At 71.8% G+C, this 25,202-nt stretch carries 23 protein-coding genes; 13 read left to right on the top strand and 10 right to left on the bottom strand.

Features of this window, described 5'->3' with window-relative positions; translation table 11 throughout:
• Positions 1 to 13 precede the first annotated feature (13 nt).
• The 6 genes from PARJ55_RS0109975 to PARJ55_RS0109950 are packed head-to-tail and all read right to left on the bottom strand — an operon-like array spanning position 14 to position 6,685.
• Positions 14 to 1,063: a glycosyltransferase family 4 protein gene (locus tag PARJ55_RS0109975; protein ID WP_028712903.1), complete on the bottom strand. Its 1,050-nt coding sequence runs from the start codon at positions 1,061 to 1,063 to the stop codon at positions 14 to 16.
• A complete protein-coding gene (locus tag PARJ55_RS0109970; protein ID WP_028712902.1) occupies positions 1,060 to 2,604 on the bottom strand; it encodes an ABC transporter permease in 1,545 nt (514 codons plus the stop codon). Before PARJ55_RS0109970 ends, PARJ55_RS0109975 begins: the two co-directional genes overlap by 4 nt.
• Positions 2,601 to 3,371, bottom strand: a complete 771-nt coding sequence (locus PARJ55_RS21855; protein WP_028716516.1) for an ABC transporter ATP-binding protein — start codon at positions 3,369 to 3,371, stop codon at positions 2,601 to 2,603. Before PARJ55_RS21855 ends, PARJ55_RS0109970 begins: the two co-directional genes overlap by 4 nt.
• Complete coding sequence (locus PARJ55_RS0109960) at positions 3,361 to 4,356, bottom strand: ABC transporter substrate-binding protein (RefSeq protein WP_028712901.1); 996 nt, start codon at positions 4,354 to 4,356, stop codon at positions 3,361 to 3,363. Before PARJ55_RS0109960 ends, PARJ55_RS21855 begins: the two co-directional genes overlap by 11 nt.
• Positions 4,353 to 5,951 (bottom strand): sulfatase-like hydrolase/transferase, encoded by a 1,599-nt coding sequence (locus PARJ55_RS21850; protein ID WP_036713997.1) that lies wholly within the window; start codon positions 5,949 to 5,951, stop codon positions 4,353 to 4,355. Before PARJ55_RS21850 ends, PARJ55_RS0109960 begins: the two co-directional genes overlap by 4 nt.
• Positions 5,948 to 6,685, bottom strand: coding sequence for a CDP-alcohol phosphatidyltransferase family protein (locus tag PARJ55_RS0109950; protein ID WP_028712900.1), 738 nt, complete (start codon positions 6,683 to 6,685; stop codon positions 5,948 to 5,950). The genes PARJ55_RS21850 and PARJ55_RS0109950 overlap by 4 nt, the downstream gene beginning before the upstream one ends.
• A 93-nt stretch (positions 6,686 to 6,778) precedes the next feature.
• On the opposite strand from PARJ55_RS0109950, the gene PARJ55_RS0109945 reads away from it, so the two are divergent.
• The 5 genes from PARJ55_RS0109945 to PARJ55_RS0109925 all read left to right on the top strand — a co-directional run bounded on the left by PARJ55_RS0109945 (position 6,779) and on the right by PARJ55_RS0109925 (position 13,034).
• Positions 6,779 to 7,327: a cytochrome b gene (locus PARJ55_RS0109945; protein WP_028712899.1), complete on the top strand. Its 549-nt coding sequence runs from the start codon at positions 6,779 to 6,781 to the stop codon at positions 7,325 to 7,327.
• A gap of 167 nt (positions 7,328 to 7,494) precedes the next feature.
• A complete protein-coding gene (locus tag PARJ55_RS0109940) occupies positions 7,495 to 9,096 on the top strand; it encodes a glucan biosynthesis protein (RefSeq protein WP_028712898.1) in 1,602 nt (533 codons plus the stop codon).
• 338 nt (positions 9,097 to 9,434) lie between these two features.
• The gene (locus PARJ55_RS21845; protein WP_036697513.1) at positions 9,435 to 10,979 is read left to right on the top strand and encodes a glycosyl hydrolase; all 1,545 of its coding nucleotides are present in this window, start codon (positions 9,435 to 9,437) and stop codon (positions 10,977 to 10,979) included.
• Positions 10,976 to 11,713, top strand: a complete 738-nt coding sequence (locus PARJ55_RS0109930) for an HAD family hydrolase (RefSeq protein WP_028712897.1) — start codon at positions 10,976 to 10,978, stop codon at positions 11,711 to 11,713. The genes PARJ55_RS21845 and PARJ55_RS0109930 overlap by 4 nt, the downstream gene beginning before the upstream one ends.
• A 34-nt stretch (positions 11,714 to 11,747) precedes the next feature.
• Positions 11,748 to 13,034, top strand: a complete 1,287-nt coding sequence (locus PARJ55_RS0109925; RefSeq protein WP_036697515.1) for a glycosyltransferase — start codon at positions 11,748 to 11,750, stop codon at positions 13,032 to 13,034.
• A 272-nt stretch (positions 13,035 to 13,306) separates the two neighbouring features.
• Here the strand turns inward: PARJ55_RS0109925 and PARJ55_RS0109920 are convergent, their stop codons facing one another.
• Both PARJ55_RS0109920 and PARJ55_RS0109915 read right to left on the bottom strand, forming a co-directional pair.
• The gene (locus PARJ55_RS0109920; RefSeq protein ID WP_028712895.1) at positions 13,307 to 14,035 is read right to left on the bottom strand and encodes a hypothetical protein; all 729 of its coding nucleotides are present in this window, start codon (positions 14,033 to 14,035) and stop codon (positions 13,307 to 13,309) included.
• A gap of 2 nt (positions 14,036 to 14,037) precedes the next feature.
• Positions 14,038 to 15,408: an amidohydrolase family protein gene (locus tag PARJ55_RS0109915; protein WP_084637819.1), complete on the bottom strand. Its 1,371-nt coding sequence runs from the start codon at positions 15,406 to 15,408 to the stop codon at positions 14,038 to 14,040.
• Positions 15,409 to 16,447: 1,039 nt separating this feature from the next.
• Between PARJ55_RS0109915 and PARJ55_RS0109905 the strand changes: the two genes are divergently transcribed.
• The 5 genes from PARJ55_RS0109905 to PARJ55_RS0109885 are packed head-to-tail and all read left to right on the top strand — an operon-like array spanning position 16,448 to position 20,635.
• Positions 16,448 to 17,194 (top strand): energy-coupling factor ABC transporter ATP-binding protein, encoded by a 747-nt coding sequence (locus PARJ55_RS0109905; protein ID WP_036697517.1) that lies wholly within the window; start codon positions 16,448 to 16,450, stop codon positions 17,192 to 17,194.
• Positions 17,169 to 17,786: an energy-coupling factor transporter transmembrane protein EcfT gene (locus tag PARJ55_RS0109900; protein ID WP_028712891.1), complete on the top strand. Its 618-nt coding sequence runs from the start codon at positions 17,169 to 17,171 to the stop codon at positions 17,784 to 17,786. Before PARJ55_RS0109905 ends, PARJ55_RS0109900 begins: the two co-directional genes overlap by 26 nt.
• A gap of 4 nt (positions 17,787 to 17,790) precedes the next feature.
• Entirely contained in the window at positions 17,791 to 18,366 is a 576-nt protein-coding gene (locus PARJ55_RS0109895) for a biotin transporter BioY (protein WP_028712890.1), read from the top strand.
• Complete coding sequence (locus PARJ55_RS0109890; RefSeq protein WP_028712889.1) at positions 18,363 to 19,526, top strand: AMP-binding protein; 1,164 nt, start codon at positions 18,363 to 18,365, stop codon at positions 19,524 to 19,526. The genes PARJ55_RS0109895 and PARJ55_RS0109890 overlap by 4 nt, the downstream gene beginning before the upstream one ends.
• Complete coding sequence (locus tag PARJ55_RS0109885) at positions 19,523 to 20,635, top strand: thiolase family protein (RefSeq protein ID WP_028712888.1); 1,113 nt, start codon at positions 19,523 to 19,525, stop codon at positions 20,633 to 20,635. The genes PARJ55_RS0109890 and PARJ55_RS0109885 overlap by 4 nt, the downstream gene beginning before the upstream one ends.
• 196 nt (positions 20,636 to 20,831) lie before the next feature.
• On the opposite strand, the gene PARJ55_RS0109880 is transcribed toward PARJ55_RS0109885, so the two are convergent.
• Positions 20,832 to 21,506 (bottom strand): nitroreductase, encoded by a 675-nt coding sequence (locus PARJ55_RS0109880; protein WP_028712887.1) that lies wholly within the window; start codon positions 21,504 to 21,506, stop codon positions 20,832 to 20,834.
• A gap of 271 nt (positions 21,507 to 21,777) precedes the next feature.
• Here PARJ55_RS0109880 and PARJ55_RS0109875 point away from each other — a divergent pair, with 271 nt between their 5' ends.
• Positions 21,778 to 22,203: an META domain-containing protein gene (locus PARJ55_RS0109875; protein WP_028712886.1), complete on the top strand. Its 426-nt coding sequence runs from the start codon at positions 21,778 to 21,780 to the stop codon at positions 22,201 to 22,203.
• Positions 22,204 to 22,225: 22 nt separating this feature from the next.
• Positions 22,226 to 22,615 (top strand): META domain-containing protein, encoded by a 390-nt coding sequence (locus tag PARJ55_RS0109870; RefSeq protein WP_232215689.1) that lies wholly within the window; start codon positions 22,226 to 22,228, stop codon positions 22,613 to 22,615.
• Here the strand turns inward: PARJ55_RS0109870 and recO are convergent.
• Positions 22,584 to 23,312 (bottom strand): DNA repair protein RecO, encoded by a 729-nt coding sequence (gene recO, locus PARJ55_RS0109865; protein ID WP_028712884.1) that lies wholly within the window; start codon positions 23,310 to 23,312, stop codon positions 22,584 to 22,586. The genes PARJ55_RS0109870 and recO overlap by 32 nt on opposite strands.
• Positions 23,313 to 23,375: 63 nt before the next feature.
• Between recO and ade the strand changes: the two genes are divergently transcribed.
• Entirely contained in the window at positions 23,376 to 25,157 is a 1,782-nt protein-coding gene (gene ade / locus PARJ55_RS0109860; protein WP_028712883.1) for an adenine deaminase, read from the top strand.
• The last annotated feature ends 45 nt before the right edge of the window (positions 25,158 to 25,202 follow it).

The raw sequence follows: 25,202 nt of genomic DNA, 5'->3' as shown, positions 1-25,202 counted from the left end.
GCACCCGAAGGGATCACGGCAGGCGCAGGCGCTGCAGGACGCGGCTGGCGACGGCCGCGGTCTCCTGCCAGCCGGGCAGGGCGGCGCCGGCCCGGGCCGCCGCATCGCCCATCCGCGCCCGCAGCGTTTCGTTGCCCAGCAGGCGGCGCAGCGCAGAGGCGAAGGCCGGCGGATCGTCGGGCGGCACCAGCAGCCCCGCGGTGGCGGGCACGGTGTCGGGGACGGCGCCGGTCGCGCAGCTGACGATCGGCAGGCCATGCGCCAGGGCCTCGTCGAAGACCAGGCCGTGGCCCTCGTATCGCGTCGCGAGCGCGAAGATCGACGCGCGCGCGTAAAGCCGCTCCAGCCGCCCGGCATCGACCCGCCCCGCCAGCGTCACCCGATCCGCGACCGGGCTTTCGGCCAGTTGCCGGGCCAGCGCGGCGGCATGGGCGCGGTCCCAGGGATTGCCGACGATCACCGCCTGCCAGTCCAGATCGGCCAGCTCCGCCAGCGCGGTCAGCAGCAGGTCATGGCCCTTGCGCGGATGGAGGATGCCGACCGACAGGATCAGCGGCGGGTTGGCCGGCGACGGGGCAAGCCGCGCCGGCTCGACCCCCGGCCGGGCGATGGTGATGCGCTCGGCGGGCACGCCGTAGCGGTCGGTCAGCATGGCCCGGGCATGGCGGCTGGGGACCAGCACATGCCGCGCCAGCTGCAGGTTGTCGCGCTCGGTCCGGTAGAGATGCGCGCGCCGCGCCGGGTCCAGGCCGGTCTCCATCGCCAGCGGGTGGTGGATCATCGCCACGACGGGCGCACGGACCCGGGCGAGACCGGCCGTGTCGACGGCGCCGAAGACCAGCCCGTCGATGATCAGCGGCCGGTCCTCGGCCGCCAGCGCCGCCACGGCCGCCGCCATCTCGGCCGGCGTCGGGTCGGGGAAGCTGGCGGGCAGCTGCAGGTGACGCATGTCGTGGCCCAGGGCGCGCAGCCCCTCCAGCAGGCGGCGTTCATAGATATAGCCGCCGGTCAGCGTGGCGATGTCGCCGGGGATGGCGAAGGCGGCGTCGCAGGGTCGGGTCATGGGCGCACCTGTTCGGGGGCGTAGCGGGCCAGCACCCGGCGCTCGGCCGCGCCGACACCGGCATGGCCCAGCCAGGACAGCGCCGTCACCAGCACCACCGCGGACCAGAGCATGTCGTAATCCGAGACCGAGGCCGACAGCGCCATCAGCCCGCCGATGCCGCCGCCGGTCGCCAGCCATTCGACCACGGTGACGGCCAGCACCGCCGCCGGCACGCTCATCCGCGCCGAGGCGAAAAGTGCGGGCAGCATGGCCGGGATGCGGACATGGATCATCTGCCGCCAGCGGCCGGCGGCATAGCTGCGGAACACGTCGAGGATCTGGCCGGGCGCTTGCCGCAGCCCGTGCTGGCAGGCGACGAAGGTCGGGAAGAACACCATGACCGCGACCAGCACCACCACCCCCGCCGCGCCGCGCCCGACCAGCAGCACGATCAGCGGCGCCGTGGTCACGATCGGGATGGCGCGCAGCGCGATGGCAACCGGCGTGACCAGCGCCGAAAGCGCCGGCAGCAGCGCCAGCAGGATGGCGAGTCCCGCCCCCGCCGCCAGCCCCGCCGCATAGCCGGGCAGCACATGCGCCCCGGTCTGCGCCAGCGCCTGCGCAAGGGCCTGCCGGGTCTGGGCGGCATCCGGCGCCCAGGCCAGCGCCGCCAGCACGTCGCCCGGCCGCTTGGCGAAGAACGGGCTGAGCCCGGCCAGCCGCAGCCCCGCCCACCACGCGGCAAGCACCGCCGCGACCACGGCGAGCGTCGAGGCCAGCGCCGCGCGGCGCGCGCCGGGCGCCGCGCCCGGCGGGGCCAGCAGCACGGGCGGCGGTTCGTCCAGGAAGCGCCGGGCCGCCCCGCCGATCAGCGCATAGGCCGCGACCGCGACGGCGGCGGAGAGCGCCGCGATGCTCCAGAGCGCGGGGACGTCCAGCGCGCGGGTGAAGCGGATGGTCAGCACGCCCATGCCGCGCTCGGCCCCGGTGAACTCGCCCACCAGCGCCCCGAGGAAGGCGGCGGGGGCCGAGATCTGCAGCCCGGCAACCAGATAGGGCAGGGCGGCGCGCAGCCGGACATGGCGCAGTTCGGCCATGCGGCCGCGGCCATAGACGCGGATCAGGTCCAGCCAGGCGGCGGGCACGGCGCGCAGGCCGGCCAGCAGCGGGATCAGCGTGGTGTAATAGACCGCCAGCGCCGCCAGGGCGATCTGTGGCCCCTCGCCCGGTCCCATCATCACCCGCAGGATCGGCCCGGTCGCGACCAGCGGCAGGCAGAAGACCACCAGCGCCAGGCCCGAGACCAGCCCGGTCAGCTTGGGCCAGAGCAGCGCCAGGCCGGCCAGCGCCACGGCGGCCAGGTTGCCCAGCAGAAAGCCCGCCGCCGCATTGGCCCCGGTGACGGCCAGCGCCCGCGACAGCAGGCCGGCATGGGCGGCGGTCCATTGCGCGACCTCGGCCGGGCCGGCGATCAGGTAGCGGCCCGACAGGGCCAGGGCCGCGGCCTGCCACAGGGCAAGCAGCAGCACCAGCCCGGCCAGCGCGTTCCGCATGCTCATGCCGCGCCGGCCGGGGCCGAGAGCGCCGCCCGCGCCTCGGCCTCGATGCGGCGGAAGGCGGGGCTGTCGGCCAGTCCGGGGCGGCGCGGATGCGGCAGGGGCACGGCGATGTCCGCGACGATCCGCGCCGGGCGGGGCGACAGGACCAGGATGCGGTCGGCGAGCAGCACCGCCTCGGCCAGCGAATGGGTGACCAGCAGCGCCGTGGTGCCCTGCGCCTGCCAGAGCGGCGGCAGGTCCTGCGCCAGCTGGCGGCGGGTCAGCTCGTCGACTGCGCCGAAGGGCTCGTCCAGCAGCAGCACCTGCGGCGCGGTGGCCAGCGCGCGGGCGATGGCGGCGCGCTGGCGCATGCCGCCCGACAGCGCCGCGGGGCGGGTGGCGGCGAAGCCCTCCAGCCCGACCAGCCGCAGCAGTTGCGCCACCTTGCCCGGATCGGCGGGCTGGCGGGCGAGCTTGCGCGCCAGCGCCACGTTCTGCGCGGCGCTGAGCCAGGGCAGCAGCGAGGGGTCCTGGAACGCCACCGAGATCGCGCCGCGCGCGCGCTGCCGGGCCGGGTCCAGCCCGCCGATGCGCACCTGCCCGCCCTCCGGCAGCTCAAGCCCCGCGACCAGCCGCAGCAGCGTGGACTTGCCGCAGCCCGAGGGGCCGATCAGCGCCGTGGTCTGCCCCGCGGCGAAATCGGCATCGAAGCCCGCGACTGCCTGCACGCCGCCGGGCCAGGTCTTGGTCAGCGCCCGGCAGGCGATCCCGGCGCGGCTATCCTGCATGGACCGCCTCCAGGATCGAGCGGTCCCAGAGCGCGGGCGTCATCTCGCGCCCCAGCAGCGAGAGGGTGCGGATATTGGCCTCGACCGCCTCGTCGCTCCACCAGCCGAACCCGTGCCGCTCGGTCAGGTCCGAGAACATCAGCGGCAATTGCCGGCGCGCCTGCAGCTTTTGCGTGGGCAGGTCCAGCCCGGCATCGGGGAACAGGGCGACGGTCAGATCGGCGGCCGCATCGCTGTCGGCGCGGCAGGCTTCCCAGCCCCGCGCCTCGCCCGCCATCAGGGCCACCAGCGCCTCGCGGCGGTGGGCAAGGCTGTCCTCGGTGGCGATATAGGTCTGGGAATGCAGGGCATAGCCGTGATCGGCCATCAGCATGGTGCGGGCCTCGATGCCCTGGATCGCCATGGCGACCGGCAGGTCGGTTTCCCAGCAGAGCAGGCAATCCACCTCGCCCGCGATCAGCGGCTGGGCGGAATATTGCGTGGGCACGATGCGGATGGCGTCGAAATCGACATCGTTCAGCTTGCACAGCGCCTGAAGCACCGGCGTGTTGGCGATGGCCATGCCGATGCTTTTCCCCGGCAGGTCGGCGGGGGTTTCCACGGGATTGCCCGGCAGAGAGGCGATGGCGAAGGGGTTCTTCTGCATGGCGACGCCGATGATGCGGAACGGCGCCCCCTGCGCCACCGCCGCTGCGGCGTAATCGGCGGCAGAGATGCCCACCAGCGCCGTGCCCGCCACCACCGGCGGCTCGACCGGGGCGTTCGGGCCGCCCTGCAGCAGCGCGACCTCCAGCCCCGCCTCGCGCCACCAGCCGTTCTGCAGCGCGATGTAGCTGCCGGCGAACTGCACCGAATGCAGCCAGGACAGCTGCAGCGCCACGGCTTCCTGCGCCCGCGCCGGGCGCGGCAGGCCCGAGAGGCCGAGCGCCAGCCCCGCCGCCCCCGTCTGCAGAAGCCGGCGCCGTGTGAGCGGGGAATGGGTCATGAAGGCACCTCCGTTCGGGTCGTGGTGGGACTGGGGGAGGAACGGCCCTGCGCGGCCGGGCGTTCCATCGGCGCGATTCCCGGCGCGGCAAAGCCCTGCAGGATCAGGTCGCGCATCCGGTCCATCGGTATCGCGGCGCTGTCCGGCGGCGGGACCAGGCCGGGGGCAAAGCCCCATGCGGCGCTGCGTTCGACCAGCGCCGCGGGACCGATCACATGCATGGGCACGTCGCGTCCGCCATCCGGCGCAATCCCTTGCGCGGCCTGATGATCGCCCAGCACCAGGATCAGCGGCGGTTCGTCCGCATGGCGCAGCGCATAGGCTATGACGGTCTGCAAGGCATAGTCGATCGCGTCGCGGTAATGCCGGCGGATGTTGTCGCGGTCGCGCCAGACCTCTTGCGGGCTTTCCCCGGCGGCGGCCATGGCGGCGAAGGCCGAGCCGTCCCCGACCTCGTCCCAGCCGATCAGCCGCGGCACCGGCACCCAGGGCGCGTGCGAGGAAATCAGCGCCACCTGTGCGAAAAGCGGCGCGCCGTCCTGCCCGCGCAGCAGCCGGTCGGCGGCGGCCAGGGTGAACTGGTCGGGCATGGTGACCCAGTTGAAGGGCGGGCCGCGATAGCCCAGATCCGGCGCGGCCAGGATGCGGTCGAAACCCATCTGCGCCGCCTCGGGCCAGGGGCGGGTGATGGCCGGCATGACGGCGGCGGTGCGGAAACCGGCGCGCCGCGCGTGGTGGAACAGTCCCTGCCGCCCGCTGGCCAGCATGGCCTGATAAAGCGCCTGATCGCCGATCCAGAGCCCCGAGGCGAATGTCGCATGCGCCAGCCAGCTTTGCCCGCCCTGCGTCGGCGAGACCAGGTATCCCGAGCGCATGGCAAGGCCGGCCCGCGCCAGATCGGCCTCGGCCCGGCGCAGGGTGGCGCGGTGGGTTTCGGCATAGAGGGGCGTCGCGAAGCTCGCCCGGCCGTAGCTTTCCACGAAGATCACCAGCACGTCGCGGTCGATGGCGCCCAGCAGGCCCGGCCGCTCCGCCATCGGGTCCTGTGCCGCGGCCGCCCGGAAGTCGCGCAGCGCGGCGACGGTTGCGGCGGCCAGCCCGGCGCGCTGGCTGGCATAGCGGAGATTCTCAAGCCTGGGCGTCATGGCCGGCAGCAGCGCCAGCCCGACTGCCGCGGCAAGGGCGATGCCCGCACGTCGCCCCGTGGCCGGGCGGGTCCAGAGCCCCGTCGCCCACCACAGCGCCCCGCCGATGCCCAGGGCGGCGAGGGCGGCGGCGAGCACGGCGCCAAGACCCGCGAGCCCGCCGAAGCTGCCGGCAAGCAGCCGCACCGCCGCATCCAGCAGCGGCAGATCGGCCGCGATGTTGAAGGGCCGCCCCAGCGCCGCGACCATGCCCAGATCGGCCAGCTTCTGCACCGCCAGCAGCGTAAGCGCCGCCGCAACCGGCAGGCGCGCCATGCCGCCGCCGAGGACCAGCGCAAGCAGCAGCAGCGGCAGTTCCGGCGTCGGGCGCATCGCGGCCCCGGGCAGGGTCAGCGCCAGCTGGATCGCCAGCGCCGCGATCAGCAGCGGCAGCGCGCGGCGCATCGTCATCGCCGATGCCGCCACAGCCAGCGGATGTCGAGCGCGAAGGACAGCGCCAGCGCCGCCGTGGCGAGCCATGCCAGGAACCCGGCCTGCGCATGGCTGGGCAGCGGCGTTTGCAGCAGGACCAGCGTGCCGAGCTGCAGCACGCAGATCGCCTTGCGCCGCAGCCGCTGCGGCAGTTCGGCCCGCAGCCAGGGTAGGACGAGGCCGGCGGCGACGAAGCCATAGCGCAGCACCCCAAGCAGCAGCACCCCGGGCCCCAGCGTCGTGCCCAGCCAGGCATGCAGCGCCAGGGTCAGGGCGAAAGCGGCATCGACCTCCATGTCGAAGCGGGCTCCGAAGCCCGAGACGAGGCCCGCGCGCCGCGCCAGCCAGCCGTCCAGCCCGTCGAGCGCCAGCGCGACGCCTCCGACGATGGTGACCGCCCATCCCGCCGCGGCGCCGTCCGCAAGCGGCGCCAGCAGCGCGCAGGTGATCGCGGCCCGCAGCAGCGTCACCGCATTGCAGCCGCCGATCCGGTCATGCGGATAGCTATGCCGCATCTGCGCCAGCACCACGGCGCAGCAGCCCAGATAAAGCGCGCTGGCGGCGAGCCAGCCCCCGGCCGTGCCGCCGATGCCGCCAAGCCGCAGCGCCTGCATGGCGAAAACGCCCATGGCGGCGCTGGCGGCAACCTGCGCCGGTATCCCGGCCGCCGGACGAGGCGGCGGCGCAAGCGGGCCGTGATCGGGGTCTGACATGGGAAAATGCTACGCCAAGCGTGGGTTCCGTCAAGATGCCACGGCTTTGCGCCCGGCGGCGTTTGCGCTAGGATGGCGCAAAGGAGCCAGCCGATGACCGAGCCCGCATCCGGTTACCGAACGCCCGCCCGCCTGTTTCACTGGATCGTCGCGCTTGCCGTGCTGCTGATGATCCCGGCGGGGCTGACCATGACGCGCGAGGGGCTGGACCGCGGCTTGCAGGATGCGCTGTTCATCTTTCACAAGAATACCGGCACGCTGCTGATCCCGGTGATCCTGGCGCGGATCGTCTATCGCCGCCTGCATCCGCCGCCGCCCCTGCCGGCCTCGGTCCCCGGCTGGCAGCGGCGGGCGGCCGCGGCCTCGCATGTGGCGCTGTATGTCCTGCTGTTGGTCATGCCGCTGAGCGGCTTCGTGCGGGTGCGGGCGGGCGGCTTTCCCATCGAGTTGCTCGACGCGATGGGCGCCGGGCCCTGGCTGCCGAAATCCGAGCCCCTGGCCGCCGCCGCGCAGGGGCTGCATTTCATCGCCGCCCTGCTGCTGATTGCGCTGCTGGCGCTGCATGTCTCTGCCGCCCTGCATCATGCGCTGGTGCGCCGCGACGGGGTCTGGCAGCGCATGTGGCCGCCCGGCGGCGGGTGAGGGCCTGCCTGCTGGGATGGGGCCTGGATCGCGGCCCGCCGGCCGCGACCGGCCCTTGTCTGCGGCGGCGATCGGCAAGACTTGGCCAATGCGGGATCGATGCCTTGAAATACCGCCCCGGCTGGGCCTCGATGGCAAGCGACTGAATCACCTATCCTTGGGGCAACATGTATTCGCAAAAACTTCTCCGTCGCACCGTGCTGCAGGCCGCTCTGGGGGGCGGCGCCTTCTTCCTGCTGCCCCGGATCGCGCGTGCGGCGGACAGCATCGCCGGCGATGCCGAGCCGGAGGCGTTTTCCTTCGAGGGCCTGACGGAGCGGGCCCGGGCGTTGGCAGAGGCCGCCTATCGGCCGCCCGAGATCGAGGAGGCCGAGATCCTCGAAGAGGTGGATTACGACCGCCACAACGAGATCCGCTTTCGCCAGGACCGGGCGCTCTGGGGCGACGAGCCGGCTTCGTCACAGGTGCGGTTCTTCTTTCCCGGCCGCTATTTCAAGCAGCCGGTCCACATCCATGCGCTCAAGGACGGGATGGCGACAGAGATCCCCTTCTCGCTGGATCTCTTCGACATCCCCGCCGACAATCCGGCGCGTCGGCTGGCCCGGACCGACGGCTTCGCCGGCTTCAGCGTCATGGATGCGGAAACCGGGCTCGACTGGGTGGCGTTCCTGGGCGCCTCCTACTGGCGGACCTCGGGCTATAGCGGCCAGTTCGGCCTCTCGGCCCGCGGCCTGGCGATCGACACCGCCATCCCCGACGGGCCCGAGGAGTTCCCGCTTTTCACCCATTTCTGGCTGGAGCCGGAAACCGACAGCGGCATGACCACCTATGCGCTGCTGGACAGCCCGCGCGCGACCGGCGCCTATCGCATCGTCTCGCGCCGCGGGGCGGGGATCGAGCAGGACGTGACCGCCCATATCTTCATGCGCGAGGGCGTCGAGCGGCTGGGCATCGCGCCGCTGACCTCGATGTATTGGTTCGGCAAGAACGCACCGCATATCGCGCCGGACTGGCGGCCCGAGGTCCACGACTCGGACGGGCTCGAGATCCTGACCCATACGGGCGAGCGCATCTGGCGGCCGCTGAACAATCCGCCGCATACCATGGCGAACGCCTTCAGCGCGCCCTCGGTCAAGGGCTTCGGCCTGATGCAGCGCGAAAGGAATTTCGAGGAATATCAGGATGACGGCGTCTTTTACGAAAAGCGCGCCAGCGCCTGGGTCGCGCCCAAGGGCGATTGGGGCGACGGCGCGGTCACCCTGGTCGAACTGAGCACCGATGACGAGATCCACGACAATATCGTGGCCTTCTGGCAGCCTGCCGTTCCGCCCGGCCCCGGCGAGGAATACCGGCTGGACTACCGGCTGTCCTGGCTCGAGGACAGCCCGCTGGCCGGCAGCACCGGGCAATTCGTCGCGGTCCGCATCGGCGCCGGCGGCGTGCCCGGCCAGCCGCGCCCGCAGGAGACGGTGAAGATCGTCTGCGACTTCGCGCCGGTTTCGCTGGAATCCGGCGACAAGCCGCATCTCGACATCACCGCCTCGCGCGGGGTGGTGTCCAACGACGCGGTCTATCCCGTCGTCGGCCGCCCGACCTGGCGCGCCATGTTCGACCTGGGCTTCGGCGGACCCGAGGAGCTGATGCCCCGCGACGACAGCCCCATCGACCTGCGGGTCTTTGTGGCGAGATCCGAGGACGCGGTCACCGAGACCCTGCTGCTGCAGCTGTTTCCCGCGCAATTGCGGGCCCTGCTGGCCAGCAGGCCCTGACCTGGCGGGCGGGTGGCCTTGCTGCGCCCGCCGCATACCGGCACATCGGTGTTGCGCGGCGGGCGCGCTCCGAAAGCCGCGGGCTCGGGGCAGGATAGGGAGCAAGCGCAATCGGCGCGGATCGGCCAGCCTCGCGCCGCCGGCCGCCCGATTGCAGCAGGTCCTTCGGCCCATAGCCCCGCAGCAGTTGCACGCCCGCCGTAGCGGCCGCGGACGGGCACCGCCATTCCGCGCGGCCGACCTCCGGCGGGATGGTGCCGGCGGGTCCGCGTGGCACCTTCGGCGGCGGGGCAGAAAACGGGGTTTACCTTTGCGCCCGGGATCGGCAAGTTCGGGGCATGTATGCTTCGCACGGCTTCCTGCGCTCGGACATCGGCGACGTCGACGTGGTGTTTCACGAGGGCATCTATCATCTCTTCCACCTCGTCCTGCCGAACCATGATTTCATCGCCCATGCGGTCAGCTCCGACGGGCTGTCCTGGCGGCGGGTGAAGAACGCCTTCTTCGTCGGCGATCCCGGCGAATGGGACGACGACATGCTCTGGACCATGCATGTCACCCCCGACCCGGACCGGCCGGGCCAGTGGCGGATGTTCTATACCGGCCTGACCCGTGCCGAATTCGGCCGCATCCAGCGGGTCGGCATGGCGCGGTCCCCGGATCTTTATGCCTGGACCCGCTGCGAGGCGGCCTATCCGCTGGAGATCGGCGGCCCGCATTACGAATCCGGCGTCGAGGAGGGGCGCCACTGGGTCAGCTTCCGCGACCCGTTCTTCTTTCACGAGCCCGGCACCGGCACCCGCCTGCTGCTGGCCGCCGCGCGGGTCAAGGACGGGCCGGTGATCCGCCGCGGCTGCGTCGGCCTGGCGCGCGAGGTTGCGCCCGATCGCTTCGAATTCGGCCCGCCCCTGCACCGGCCGGGGCTTTACGACGATATCGAGGTGCCGAACCTGTTTCATTTCCACGGCCGCTATTACCTCATGGGCTCGATCCGCGAGGATACCAAGATCCATTACTGGTATGCCGATGGCATCGAGGGGCCCTACGAGAATTTCAGCGACGACGTGCTGCTGCCGCATGGCAACTATGCCGGCCGCATCTGCCGGGCCGGCGACCGGCTGCTGCTGTTCAGCTTCTTCAGCAAGACCGAGCTGCTGATCAACGGCCATGAATTCATCAAGCGGCTGCTGCCGCCCCCCAAGGAGATCGTCGCCCTGCCCGACGGCCGGCTGCGGCTGAAATCCTTTCACGGCTTCGACGCGCTGGTGACCGACCGGCTGGCCGTCGACAGCGCGGCCGAATGCCGGCTGCTCTGCGGCAATCCCACCGCCTGGGCCGAGATCCGCGGCGACAGCCTGTCCATCGGCAGCCATAGCGGTTTCGAGGCCTTCCTACTGCCCGGCCAGCACGAGGAATTCCGCCTGCGGGCCGAGATGACCCTCAAGGGGCCGGGCAAGACCGGCCTGATCCTGCGCGCCAGCGACGAGGGCGACGGCTATCACCTGTCGCTCGATTGCGTGAACGGCATCGCGCAGATGCGCGCCTGGGGCGCCAATCCCACGCCGGAATTCGAACACGCATTCCGCTACAAGTCGCTGCAGGAGGCGCGTTTCCGCAGCTCGGCGCATGGACCGTGGCGGATCGAGGTGGTCGCGCATGGCACCTATCTGGAACTGTCCATCGACGGCCATGTGGTGCTGAGCCTGGTCGATGACAGCTTCCTGTGCGGCGCCGTGGGGTTCTGGACCGAATCCGCGACGCTGGGGCTTCGCGATGTGACGCTTGAGACCCTGAGCCGACCGGTCAGCGAACATGCGCCCGAAATGGTCTATACCACCACCCAGGCACCCGAGCTGCTGGCCGGCGCCGGGGCGGGCGAATGAGCGGCGGGACCGGGCAGGGCCCCTGGCTTCTGGTCAGCGATGTGGACGACACGCTGACCGGCGACCGGCCGGCGCTGGAGCGGCTATGGACGGCGGTGCGGCGCCATCCCGACCGGCTGCGGCTGGCGCTGAACTCGTCGCGGCCGGCGGCCAGCGTCGATGCGACCCTGGCCCGGGAATTCCCCGCGGATTTCGCCCCCGACGCGATCATCACCGGCATGGGCACCGAGATCCGCGTCGCCGGCGCCTGGCTCGAGGACTGGTCCGCCCGTTTCCGGCAATGGCCGGCCGAGGCCGTCTTCGCGCTGGTCTCCGGCATGGGCTTCGCCCCGCATCCGGCCGAGTTCCTGACCCCCGGAAAACTCAGCTTCGCAGTGCCCGATGCCGAGGCGCGCGCCCGGGTGCTGGAGGCGCTTGCCGCAGCGGACCTGCCGGTGCGGGCGGTGTTTTCCGGGCAAAGCGATCTCGACCTGCTCGCCCCCGGGGCCGGAAAGGACGCGGCAGCGCGGTTTCTTGCCGAAAGGCTGGGCATTCCGGCCGAGCGCATGGTGGTGGCGGGGGATTCGGGAAACGATCTGGCGCTTTTCGACGTTGGGTTTCGCGCCATTGCCGTCGGCAATGCGCGGCGGGAACTGATCGAGGCCATGCCCCGAGGCAAGAGCTATCGCGCGCGGGCGCCCCATGCGGCGGGTGTCCTGGAGGGGCTTGTCGCGCTGGGCATCCTGCCCGGCTGACACACGGCCGCAACAAAAGAGAGGAGACGAGAGCATGGCCCAATCCGTGGGTTCGCTGCTGATGATTTCATTGCATGGCTATGTCGCGGGCTCGCCCGAACTGGGCAAGCCCGATACCGGCGGCCAGGTGGTCTTCGTGCTGGAACTCGCCAAGCGCTTCGCGCGGCTGGGCTACAAGGTCGACGTGATGACCCGGCGCTTCGAGGACCAGCCGGCCGAGGACATCATCAACGACAACCTGCGCATCTGGCGCATCCCCTTCGGCGGCCCGGATTTCATCCGCAAGGAGGACATGCACGACTGGTATGGCGATTTCATCACCAACGCCCTGGCCGCCATCCGCCGCCGCGAGCTGCGCTATGACGTGGTCAACAGCCATTACTGGGATGCCGGGGTCTGCGGCCAGAAGATCGCCGAGGAATTGCAGATCCCGCATATCCACACCCCGCATTCGCTCGGCTGGTGGAAAAAGCACGACATGCACGGCGCCACCGCCGAGGAGATGGCGGGCTATCGCTTCGACGAGCGTATCCAGAAGGAATTCGTGCTTTACCGCAACTGCGATCACGTCATCGCCACCTCGGAGCAGCAGGTCGACCTGATCGTCGCCGAATATGCCCTGCCGCGCGAGCATATCACCATGATCCCGCCCGGCATCGACGAAAACCGCTTCACCCCCGCCACGCCCGACAAGGTGGCCGCGGCGCGGGCGCGGCTGAACATGGGCCCCTCCGACGTCTATGTCGTTGGCCGCGCCGCCGAGAACAAGGGCTACGACCTGATCATCCAGGCGCTGCCGGCGCTGAAGGTCCTGCAGCCCGAGGCGCGGCTGGTCCTGGCCGCCGGCGGCAATTCCGAGGCGGATTTCGCGCTGATCGACGAATGGAAGGCGGTGGCCGCCGAGGCCGGCGTCGCCGATTTCATCGACTGGCGCGGCTATGTTCCCGACGAGGAGCTGGTGGATTATTACCGCGCCCCCGGGGTCTTTGCGCTGCCCTCGCGCTACGAGCCTTTCGGCATGACGGCGGTCGAGGCGATGGCCTGCGGCACGCCCACGGTGACGACGATCCACGGGGGCCTGCACGAGCAGGTCGAATTCGGCCGCCACGCGCTGGTGGCCGACCCGAAGCGGCCCGAGGAATTCGCGGCGATGATCAACATGCCGCTGCAATATCCCTGGCTGCGCGACGTGCTTGCCGTCGAGGGCGCGCGCTTCGCCCGCCGCGTCTTCGGCTGGACCGGCATCGCGCGCCGGACCATCGCCGTCTTCGAGCAGTTCCGCGGCCGCTACGACGCCTATCAGGCCGATTTCCAGCCCTAGCCCGGGCCGCGTGCCGGTTGGCCGGGCGGATGCGCGGCTTGGTCGGCCCCGGGCGCCGAAGAAGGGGCCGATCAGCCCGGCGAAGCCCTGTCCGCCGTCCCCCTGTCCAGGGGCAGGGGTGACGGGTGGCCGGATCCCATGCATGTGCCGCGGTTCCGCGGGTCAGACCATCGGCTTTGCGACCTTGCCGATGCTGGCGCTGGCGACCGGCCCGGGGCCGGTCGCGGCGGCCTCGGGTCGCGCGGACCGGCGCGGCGGTCTTGGCGGCAGGTTCAGAAGCGCCAGGTCAGGCCGAACAGCGGTCCGGACATGGTCACGTCCATGCGCGTGCCGCCGCTTTCATAATCGACGTTCAGCATGCGATAGCCGGCCGAGATATAAAGGTTGTCGTTCGCCTGCCAGTTGGCGGTGGCGACGATCTGGCTGGTGCTTTCGGAACCGGCGCCGAAGCCGCCCAGATCGGCGTAAAGGATGGCCGACCAGCGCGGGGCCAGCGCGACATTGGCGCGCAGGGCGACGATGGGATCGACGAAGCTTTCCCGGGGCGAGGCCGTCCTTGCGCCTGCGGCGACCGAGATGCTGCTCTTGATGCTCCAGGCGCGGGCCCCGGCCAGCAGGTCCACCGCCACGCCCTCGGCCTCCAGGGCGCGGTAGCCGGCCAGCAGCGTCAGCGACCGCTGGGTCAGCTTGCCGCTGGCCGGCAGGCCGGGCGGAACCAGCCCCTCCCTCGAACTGGACGACCAGCTCAGATCGCCCAGGATCACCAGCCGGTCGCGCCGGGCATAGCCGGACAGGAAGAAGGCGCCGTCCAGATCCTCCAGCACATCCGAAAAGGACTTGTCGAAGGACAGCGTCGGCGCGCCCGCGCGCGGGGTGAGGTCGCCCCCGAGCCCGGTCGCCCAGACATAGGGGGTAAGCTGCCCGGCCCAGTCCTGCGCCGTGGCGGGCAGGCCGGCGGAGAGGGCAAGTGCGGCGATCGCGGCTGGCAGCAGGCGTTTCATGGTCACCCCCCGAGGCTGTTCTTGAAGATGCGGCCGCCCTTCACGATCAGCCGCAGGTTGTCGGTATCGGCCAGCCAGTCGAGGCCGGCCTCGGCATCGCCGTCGATGACCAGCAGATCGGCCAGCGCCCCCTCGGCGATCACGCCCAGCGGCCCGTCATAGGGCGCCCGCGCCCCCGACAGCGCCAGCAGCTCGCCCGCCGCCCCCGTCGCGCGGTGCAGCGCCGCCAGCGGCGACATGAAGCGGGCCAGCTTGGTCAGCTGCCGGCCCTGCGATTCACCGCCGCCATAGAGGATGTCGGTGCCGAAGGCCCAGTTCACCTTGTGCTTGTCGGCCCATTCGAAGGCGCGCATCGTGCCCTCGGCCACGGTCTTCTGGGCCGCGACGGCCTTGGGGTCGGTGTATTGGTTGGCATCCTCGTCGGCCAGGAAGGGCTGGATCGACCACCAGGTGCCGCTGTCGGCCATCAGTCGGACGGTGTCCTCGTCCGCCAGCTGTCCGTGCTCGATGGATTTCACCCCGGCCGCGACGCAGCGCCGGATCCCGGGCGATGTATAGACATGGGCGCAGACATAGGTGCCCCAGTCGCTGGCGGCATCCACCGCCGCGCGCATCTCGGCCTCGGTGAACTGCAGCGATTCGAGCGGGTCGTATTGCGAGGCGACGCCGCCGCCGGCGGCGATCTTGATCTGGCTGGCGCCCTTCATCAGCTGTTCGCGCGTGCGGCGCAGGACCTCGGGCACGCCGTCGGCCAGCCCCGACATGCCGGCGGCGCTGGCGTAATCCGCCGGGTCGGCGGGCATCGTCGGCAAGCTGTTCGAGAAGCGGAAATCGCCGTGCCCCGAAGTCTGCGAGATGATCGCCCCCGCCGGAAAGATGCGCGGGCCGGTGACGACACCGCGATCCACCGCCGCCTGCAGGCCGAAGGCCGGCCCGCCCACGTCGCGCACGGTGGTGAAGCCGCGCATCAGCGTGTTGCCGGCCTCGCGCCCCGCCATCAGGTGCACAAAGCCGATGTCCTGCGTCATGGCGGCGATCTGGCTGACCGCGACCAGCGTGGTGTGCCAATGCGTGTCGATCAGGCCGGGAATCACCGTGCGCCCGCCGCAGTCGATGCGCTCCGCCTCTGCCGGGCCCTGGCCGGGCGCCGGCAGCGCGGCGATGCGGTCGCCCTCGATCAGCACCTCGACGCCCTGGCGCAGCGACAGGGTGTTGCCGTCGAACAGCCGCAGGTTGGTCAGCAGCAGCGGCCGCCCCGCCGCCTGGCCGCGCGCCGGCTTCGGTGCCAGGCCGAAGCCCGCGAACATGCCGGTGACCGCCGCCATTCCGCCCAGCATCTGGCGGCGCGAGATGTCGGCCTCGATCCGGCGCATCGCGGCCAGGGTCTCGGGCGCGCCGCAGCGGCAGAAACGCAGCCGGCCGCTTTGGGCAAAGGATTGAAAACAGGTCTGACATATTGCCGATCCCCAAGGTCCCCCGGTGACAGCCCCGACCGGATGGGAAGCCCGGGAAGGCGAGCGCCATGCGCTTTTGCCAAACCTGCCTGCTGAACCGGGACGGCGTCAAGAAAATCCCGCGCGCACAGGCGCTTCCGCCGGCCGGGCCGCGGCGCATGCGGCCCGCGCCGCCGGCCGGATCGGTGCCGAGACGGCGCCCCGGCTGCGGCGCGCCGGACAGAATGGCAGGCTGCGCGGGCAAATTTTCTATTGAAATCAATGGAATAATTTGGCGCGTTGTTCCCGCCCGCCAGAGGAGAGGGCGCAGATCATCGGCAATGCGGACCCGGCCCCGGACCGCCCGGACTGCCGGAATGCTGGGCTCGTCCCGTTCCGACCATTCCGGGGCTTGGCTCCGATCAGATACCTCCAGGTCTCGCAAGATGCGGATGGCAGGCACCCGAAAGGAACGGCTTTCCCATGGGAGGGGAGGACATGGACCGCATTGCAAGGCAAGTGGACTGAGCAGGAGGACCCTTTCGGGTCGCCCGGGTCGGCTTCAACCGCCGGATGGCGCTGCCTACGGCGCTGGCGGTTCATCTGTGCATCGGCATGGCCTATGGCTTGCCGGGGGCATCTGGACGACGGTGAAAAAGGCGCGCTCGGCCATCAGATCGAGGACCCTTTCGGCACGGCGCCCAACGCCCTGCCGCCCGATTCGGTCAGATGCACCGTCGAGTGCGAGATGCTGGCGGCGCTGGACATGCAGGCCCCGGGCGGAAAGGTGCGCCCGGGTAAGGCCGGTCGCCGGCGCAGGGTTCCCGTCCGGTCCGCTGCATGAACCGCAAAGGGGCGGGCGCGCATGCCGGGCGGAGGCTGCCCCAGATCCTGCATCGGGGCTTCTCTGGCCGGGCGTTTGCGCTTAAACGGGCCCGGGACCTTCCGCCCGCCGATGCAGCAAGAGAAACACCCCGGGATGCAGGGATCGCAGAACGACAACGCCGATTTCGCCATCCGGCTGGACGACCTGGGCTACGAGGCCGGCGGGCGTCCGGTGCTTTCGGGGGTGACGCTGCATTCCTCGGCCCGGCGCATCGGCGTGGTGGGCCGGAACGGCTCGGGCAAGAGCACGCTGGCGCGGCTGCTTGCCGGGTTGCTGGCGCCGACCAGCGGGCAGGTCCGCGTCGGCGGCCACGACCTCTGCCGCGACCGCCGCGCGGCGCTGCGGACCGTCGGCATCCTGTTCCAGAACCCCGAGCACCAGATCATCTTCCCCCGCGTCGCCGAAGAGATCGCCTTCGGGCTGCGCCAGCAGGGGCTGGACAAGGCGCAGGCGGGGGCAAGGGTCGAGGCGGTGCTGCGGTCTTTCGACAAGCCGCATTGGCGGGACGCGCCGGTTTCGGCCCTGTCGCAGGGACAGAAGCATCTGGTCTGCATGATGGCGGTGCTGGCCATGCGGCCGCGCCTGCTGATCCTGGACGAACCCTATGCCGGGCTCGACATCCCGACCCGGCGCCAGCTCGGCCGCTATCTGCACCGGGCGGAAACGCGGCTTTTGCACATCTCGCACGAGCCGGGCGATCTGGAAGGCTGCGACGAGCTGTTCTGGCTGGATCGCGGCCGCATCGTCGCGCAGGGCGCACCCGCCGCGGTGCTGCCCGACTTCACCGCCGAGATGATCCGGCTGGGGGACCTCGATGATATCGCTGACCTCGCCGGTTGAGGCCCGCGCCCATCGCTGGCCCGCGGGGCTGAAGCTGGGGGCGCTGTGCCTGGCCTCGACCGGGCTGTTTCTGGTCCCGGGCCTTGCCGTCCATGCCGGGGCGCTGGCGGCGGTGCTGGCGCTTTACGCCGCGCCGGGGCCGGTCTTCCTGCGCGCCGGTCTGGGCAGCCTGCGCGTCGTGCTGCCCTTTGTCGTCATCCTGCTGGCATGGCACGCGCTGACTGGCGACATGCGCCAGGGCCTGCTGATCACCCTGCGCATGGTCACGCTGGTCGCCCTGGCCAATCTGGTCACCATGACCACGCCGCTCGAGGATCTGGTGGCGCTGATCCGCCGCCTGACCGCGCCGCTGCGCCGGATGGGCCTGCCGACCGGGGCGCTGGAGATCGCCGTGCCGCTGGTGATCCGCTTCACGCCCGTCCTCGTCTTGCGCGCCGAGACGCTGGCCGAGGCGTGGCGCGCCCGCTCCCGTCGCCGGCCGGGCTGGCGGCTGATCCTGCCGCTGACCCTGCAGGCACTGGACGACGCCGATCATGTCGGCGAAGCTTTGCGGGCGCGGGGCGGCGCCCTTGGACCCTCAGGATCGGAGTAACCGCATGGAACGCAATATCGCGCAGATCGCGCTTTTCGCCGCGATGATCGCGGCGTTGGGGCTGGTGCCGCAGATCACCCTGGGTTTCGGCGTGCCGATCACCGCGCAGACGCTGGGCGTCATGCTGGCCGGCGCGGTGCTGGGTGCGCGGCGCGGCGCGGCGGCGGCGGGGCTGTTCCTGCTGCTGGTCGCGCTTGGCCTGCCGCTGCTGGCCGGGGGCCGCGGGGGCCTTGGCGTCTTCGTCTCGCCCACGGCGGGCTTCGCACTGGGCTTTCCGGTCGCGGCCTTCGCCACCGGGCTGTTCGTCGAACATGTCCGGCTGCGCTCGGCCGGGCTTGCGGCGGGGCTGGGCGCGGTCTTCGGCGGCATCCTGGTGCTCTATGTGCTCGGCGCGGCCGGGCTGGCCGTCGTCAGCGGCAAGGGCCTGGCCGAGGCCTTCGGGCTGGTCGCGGTCTTCATCCCCGGCGATCTTCTGAAGGCGGCGATCACCGGCATGCTGGTGCAGGCGCTGGCCCGGGTGCGGCCGCAGACGCTGGCCTGGCATCGCGCCGACGCCGACGGGGCCCAGACGCGGCTGTGACCGGGGCGGCGGGCCAGGGCTTTGTCGCCGCCCGGCCGGGCGCGGTGCTGGGCTGCGGGGCGCGCGGGCAGAATGCGGCGGCGGTCGCCGCGCTGCTCGACTGTCTGGCGCGCGGCCTGCCGATCCATGCGAGCCTGACGGGCATCCGCCCTGCCGGTCCCGCACCCGCGCCGATGCTCTGCTGCCAGAGCTCGGGCTCGGGCGGGCGGGTCAAGACCATCCGGCGCAGCCATGGCTCATGGATCGCCAGCTTCGAGGTCAACCGCGCCGCCTTCGGCCTGTCGGCCGGCGACCGCTATGCCGTTCTGGGCCAGCTTGGCCATTCGCTGGCGCTTTACGCCGCGCTGGAGGCGCTGCATCTGGGCGCAGGGCTGCTGGTTCTGGCCGGGGACGGTCCGCGCAGCCAGGTCCGGCAGCTGGCCGAGGCGGGCGTGACGGTGCTTTACGCCACGCCCAGCCAGTTGCGGCGGCTGCTGCTGGCGGCGGGGCCGGGCGGGCTGCCGGCGCTGACGCATGTGTTCTGCGGCGGCGGCAAGCTGGACGCGGCCTGCCGGGCGGGGATGGCGGCACTGTGCCCGAACGCCGCGATCCGCGAATTCTACGGCGCCTCCGAGACCAGCTTCATCACCATCGCCGATGCCGGCACGCCCGAGGGCTCGGTCGGCCGCGCCTATCCCGGGGTGCGGCTGCGGCTGGATGACGAGGGCCGGATCGGCGTCGCCAGCCCCTATCTGTGCGAGGGCTATGCCGAGCCCGACCTGCCGCCGCCGCCGCGCCGCGGCGGCTACCTGTTCACCGGCGATATCGGCCGGCTGGACGCGCGGGGCAGCCTGTTCCTGCGCGGCCGGGAAAGCCGCATGGTGACGGTGGCCGACCAGAACCTGTTCCTTGAGGATGTCGAGGCCGCCCTGGCGGCGGCGGGCGCCGGGCTCTGCGCGGCGCTGGCGGTTCCCGATGCGCGGCGCGGCCATGCCGTCGTCGCCGTGGTCGAAGGCGCCGAGGACGAGGCTCTGGCCGCCCGGCTGCGCCGCGCCTGCCGGGACGGGCTGGGCGATCACGCCGCCCCGCGCCGCATCCTGTTTCTGCCGCGCCTGCCGCTGCTGGGGTCGGACAAGCCGGATCTCGCGGCCCTGGCCCGGCTGGTCGGCGCCCCGCCATGAGCGAGGCCTTCATCGTCGCGGCCCGGCGCAGCCCGGTGGTGCCGCGCGGCGGCGCGTTCCGGGCGCTGGAGGTCCACCAGCTTGCCGCCCCGGTGATCCGCGACCTGCTGCGCGATGCCGGACTGGCGCCCGGCGATGTCGACGAACTGGTGCTGGGCAACGCTCTGGGGGCGGGCGGCAATCCGGCCCGCGTCGCGGCGCTGGCGGCGGGGCTGCCCGAGCGGGTGGCGGGGCTTTCCATCGACCGGCAATGCTGCGGCGGCATGGATGCGGTGCTGCTGGCCGAGGCGCTGATCCGCGCCGGCCGGCATCAGGTCGTCCTCGCCGGCGGCGCGGAAAGCTATTCGCGCCGGCCGCTGCGGCTGCGCAGCGATCCGGCCGGCGGCCCGCCCGTGGCCTATGACCAGCCGCCCTTCACGCCCTGGCCGGACCGCGACCCGGACATGGCCGAGGCGGCCGAGGCCATCGCGCTGCGGCTGGGCATCGGGCGGGCGGAACAGGACGCCTGGACCGTCGCCAGCCATGCCCGCGCATTGGCCGCGCAGGACCGGATGCGGGCCGAGATCACGCCGCTGGCGGACATCGGCGCCGACCCCTTCGCGCGGCGCATGACCCTGCGCACCTGCGCCCGCGCGCCGGTGCTGGCGGGCAGCGTCACCGCCGCCAATACCGCCGCGGCGGCCGATGGCGCGGGGTTCTGCCTGCTGGTCTCGGGGGCCGTGGCGCGGCGGCTGGCGGCGCCGCGGCTGCGCATTCTGGCGGGGACGACGCTGGGCGCCGATCCCGAGCTGCCCGGGCTGGCACCGGTCCCCGCGATCCGCGCGGTGCTGGATGCGGCCGAGCTGAAGCCCGAGGCCCTTTCGGCCGTCGAGCTGATGGAGGCCTTCGCCGTGCAGGCCATCGCCTGCGCCCGGCTGGCCGGCCTGCCCGAGGCCGCGATCAATCGCGGCGGCGGCGCGCTGGCGCGCGGCCATCCCATCGGCGCCTCGGGCGCGATCAATCTGGTGCGGCTGGTGCACGAGCTGGACCGCCCCGGCCAGCGCGGCCTTGCCGCCATCGCCGCCGCCGGCGGGCTGGGCAGCGCCGCGGTGCTGGAGCGGCTGGACTAGGCCGAAGCCAAGGCGGGCCGGGACCTCGGTTCGGGAAACGCCCGACGGATGGCCGAGGAACCGGGTCGGCGCCGGTCGACGCCGCCCTGCAGGCCATGCCTGCCCGGACAGAGGATGTCGCGCCCCGGCGCGGGTTCTTGCGGGCGATCGGCGGCCTGCTCCAAAGCGCGCCCGCCGGGCCGTGGATGCCGCCGGGCTAGAAGCCGCGGAAGCTGGTATAGGCCGGCAGGTCCTCGCGCCCGGTGCGCAGGCGGTTCTCGGGCGCCTCCGGGTCCGGCCAGCCCAAGGCGATGCCGCAGACCACCATCTCGTCCCCGGGCAGGTCCAGCAGGCGGTGGATGGTGGGGCCGTAATTGGCCAGCGCGCCGATGCCGGTCGCCCCCAGCCCCTGCGCCTCGGCGGCCAGCAGGAAGCCCATCAGGCTCATCCCCAGGTCCATGAAGCAGCCCTTGCCCATGGCCCGGTCGATGGTCACCACCACGCCCACCGGCGCGCCGAAAAAGGCATAGTTGCGCCGGAACTGCTGGCGGCGCCCCTCCAGATCGCGCCGCGCGATCCCCAGCGCCTGGTAAAGCGCATAGCCCGCCGCCCGCTGCCGCGCTTTCAGCGTCGCGGGCATGGGGTCGGGGAAATAGGAATATTCCGCCGTCTCGGGCAGGCCGGCATCGATGGCCGCCTGAAGGCCGCGCACCAGATCGGCAAGCGCGGTTCCGGTCAGGACGTGAAAGCGCCCGGGCTGCAGGTTCGCCCCGCTGGGCGCGGTGCGGGCGAGGCGGCAGATCTCCTCGACCGTGGCGCGCGGGACCGGCTCGTCGCGATAGGCCCGGACCGAGCGCCGGCGCCGCATCAATTCGCTGAAACTCTTGTGCATCCCTTGCCTTGCGCATTCGCCCGGAGGCAGGCGCAACCTGTCCGATGCCGGGCGGGGCGTCAAGCCGGCGGTCGCCGCTCGCGGGCGCGAAGGGGGCGGCCGGGAAGGGGCCGCGGGTCCATGGCGGCCATGGCGTTGCGCCGGGGTAAACCGTGGGGCAGAGCGCAGCTATTGCATGCAGGTTACTGGGGCAGGAGGAAATACCGGGCCCGGCTGGACAGCGGGGGGCGTTAGGGCATTATGGCGGCAAGAGAACAGAACGGAGCTGCCCATGACCCGCATCCCGATGATTTCGGCGGCAATTGCCGCCACGCTCGGCCTTGCCGCCTGCGAGCCGACCTCGACCGCCTCGGACACGCCCGGCGCCAATATCCCGACCGGCCCCTATGTGCTGGTCGGCATCGGTTCCGATACCGTGCCGCAGCGCAATGTCGGCATGACCATCGAGGCGGACGGCTCGATCTCGGGTCAGGCGCCCTGCAACCATTACTCGGCCAAGCAGAACGCCGAGCCGCCGGCCTTCGCGCTTGGGCCGCTGACCACGTCCCAGATGGGCTGCAGCGGGCTGGCCGGACGGCTGGAATCGCGCTACTTCCAGGCGCTGTCGGCGGCCAATGGCATCACCTACGAGGGCGGCGTGCTGACCATCAAGGGGCCGACCTATCTGACCTACGAGCCGGGCTATCGCAAGGAATGACCCGACCCGAGGAGGGCAAGCGATGCGAATGCCAATCCTGGCCCTGGCCCTGGTCCTGACGCTGGCTGGCTGCATGCCGGATTCCGAGGCGGCGGCGCCGATCCCCGGCGCATACACGCTGATCGCGGTGGAGGGCCTCGAGGTCTCGGGCACGCCCAGCCTGCATATCGCCGAGGATGGCACGGTCTCGGGGCAGGGGCCCTGCAACCTGTTCACCGGCCGCAACAAGGCCGCATTGCCGGCGCTGGACCTGGGCGCGCTGGCCACCACCCGCCGCGCCTGCCTGCAGGAGGGGGGCGAACACGCCTTCTTCCAGGCGCTCGGCGCGGTGCGCGAGGCAAGGCGCGAGGGCGGCGAACTGGTGATGACCGGTCCCGGCGTCACCATCCGCTGGCGGGCGGCGACGCGATAAGCCGGGCGACCAGCCGGGCGCGGGCGGACGGCAAGGGCTTGCCCGCATGCGCCTCGGCCAGCCGCGATCGCAGGAAATGCCCGGTCAGGGCCAGCGCATCCTCGATGCCGCCATTGCCGCGCCCGCCCAGCATGGCCGGCAAGGGCAGCAGCCGCGGCGCCCATTCCCCCGCCGCCTGGGCCGAAACCGCCCGGCCCGAGCGCGGGCTGACATAGGCCAGCCCCTCGCGCGAGCCGGTCACCGCGCAGCTGGCCAGGTCGAGGCCGAAGCCCAGCTCGTCCAGAAGCCGCATCTCCCAGCGCAGATAGGCCTCGGCCCAGTTCCCGCCCGCATCCATCAGGTCCAGCAGCGCCTCGGTCGCGTCGGCCAGGCGCGGATGCGGGTCGCGCTCGGGCAGGGCATAGGTCAGCAGCGCCGTGACCGCGTTCACCCCGGCCAGCGCATCGGCGCCCCCCAGCAGCCCCGGCCGCGCCCGCGCCGGTTCGACGGCGAAGGTGCCCAGCTGCTCCTCCAGCCGCGCCCGCCAGCGCAGGCTGATCCGGTTGCCCGGTTGCAGCATGGCGGCGCGCTTGGTGCTGGCCCCGCCGGGAACGAGGCCGCGGATCAGCCCCGCGTCGCGCGTCAGCACGGTCAGGATCACGGCGCTTTCGCCGTGCCTTTGCTGCGCCATCACGCTGGCCTCGCCGCTCCATTCCATCGCGCCGCCTTTCCTTCCGCGCCACCCTGCCGCAATCTGGGGGCGATGAACAAGGAGGCAGGCATGTTGAAACCGTGGATCCAATCGCAGGCCCGGCTGGTCGAGGTGGCGGCGGGGCGCGCCCCGGCCGATCTGGTGATCCGGGGCGGGCAATGGGTCAATGTCCATGCGCGCGAGGTGATCCCGGGGATCGACCTGGCGGTGGCCGATGGCCGGGTGGCCTATGTCGGCCCCGATGCCGGACCCTCGATCGGCCCCGATACGCAGGTGATCGAGGCCGCGGGCCGTTTCATGGTCCCGGGCCTGATCGATGCGCATATGCATGTCGAATCGGGGATGCTGACGCCTGCCGGCTTCGCGGCGGCGGTGATCCCGCACGGCACCACGACGATCTTCCACGACCCGCACGAGATCGCCAATGTGCTGGGGCTGGAGGGCGTGCGGCTGATGCGCGACGAATCGCTGCTCCAGCCGATCAGCATGTTCACGCAGATGCCCAGCTGCGCGCCCTCGGCGCCGGGGCTGGAAACCACCGGCCAGCCGATTACCGAGGGCGAGGTGGCGCAGGCCATGGGCTGGGACGGCATCGTCGGCCTGGGCGAGATGATGAACTTTCCCGGGGTGGCCGCGGGCGACCCGCAGATGCTGGCCGAGATCGCGGCGACCCGCGCCGCCGGCAAGACGGTGGGCGGGCATTACGCCAGCCCCGACCTCGGCCGGCCCTTCCACGCCTATGTCGCCGGCGGTGCCAACGACGACCACGAGACCACGACCGAGGCGCAGGGCATCGCCCGCGTGCGGCAGGGCATGGGCTGCATGATGCGCCTCGGCTCGGCCTGGTATGACGTGGCAAGCCAGATCACCGCGATCACCGAAAAGGGGCTCGATCCGCGCTTCTTCATCCTCTGCACCGATGACAGCCATTCCGGCACGCTGGTCCATGAGGGCCACATGAACCGGGTGGTGCGCCACGCCATCGACTGCGGCTGCGATCCGCTGGTGGCGATCCAGATGGCGACCATCAATGCGGCGCAGCATTTCGGGCTGGAACGCGAGTTGGGCAGCATCACCCCGGGCCGGCGGGCGGATGTGATCCTGACCTCGGAGCTGCGGACCCTGCCCATCGAGGCGGTGATCGCCCAGGGCCGGCTGGTGGCGGAAGCCGGCAGGCTGCTGGTCGATTGCCCGCGCATCGCCTGGCCCGAAGCGGCGCGCAACTCGGTGCATCTGGGCAAGCGCCTCGCCGCCCCGGATTTCGAGGTCCGCGCCACCGGCGCCAGCGCCCGCGTCCGCGTCATCGGCGTGGTCGAGAACCAGGCGCCGACCCGTGCGCTGACCGCCGAGCTGCCGATCCGCGACGGCGTGATCGAGGGGCAGGGCGACACCTGCCACATCGCCCTGGTCGAACGGCACCGGGCGACGGGCGGCGTGGTGAACGGCTTCGTCTCGGGCTTCGGCTACCGGGGCCGGATGGCGGTCGCCTCGACCGTGGCGCATGACAGCCACCACATGATCGTCGTCGGCACGGATCGCGACAGCATGGCGGCGGCCGCGAACCACCTGGGCGGGATCGGCGGCGGCGTCACCGTGTTCCGCGACGGCGAGGAACTGGCGACCGTGCCGCTGCCCATCGCCGGGCTGATGTCCGACCGCCCGGCCGAGGAGGTGGCCGAGGCCGCGCAGGCCATCGTCAAGGCGATGCAGGATTGCGGCTGCACGCTCAACAACGCCTATATGCAGCATTCGCTGCTGGCGCTGGTGGTGATCCCGGAACTGCGGATCTCGGATCTCGGCATCATCGACGTGAGCCGGTTCGAACGGGTGGACTTGATGCTCGACCCCTGAGCTTCACCGTTTCCCAAATACTCAAATCGACGTGAAACCGGCTTC

Origin of the sequence: Paracoccus sp. J55, assembly GCF_000513975.1 — a bacterium.
Taxonomy (GTDB): domain Bacteria; phylum Pseudomonadota; class Alphaproteobacteria; order Rhodobacterales; family Rhodobacteraceae; genus Paracoccus.
Note: the sequence above shows the minus strand (reverse complement) of the source record. Positions and strands in the feature narration are given on the sequence as shown.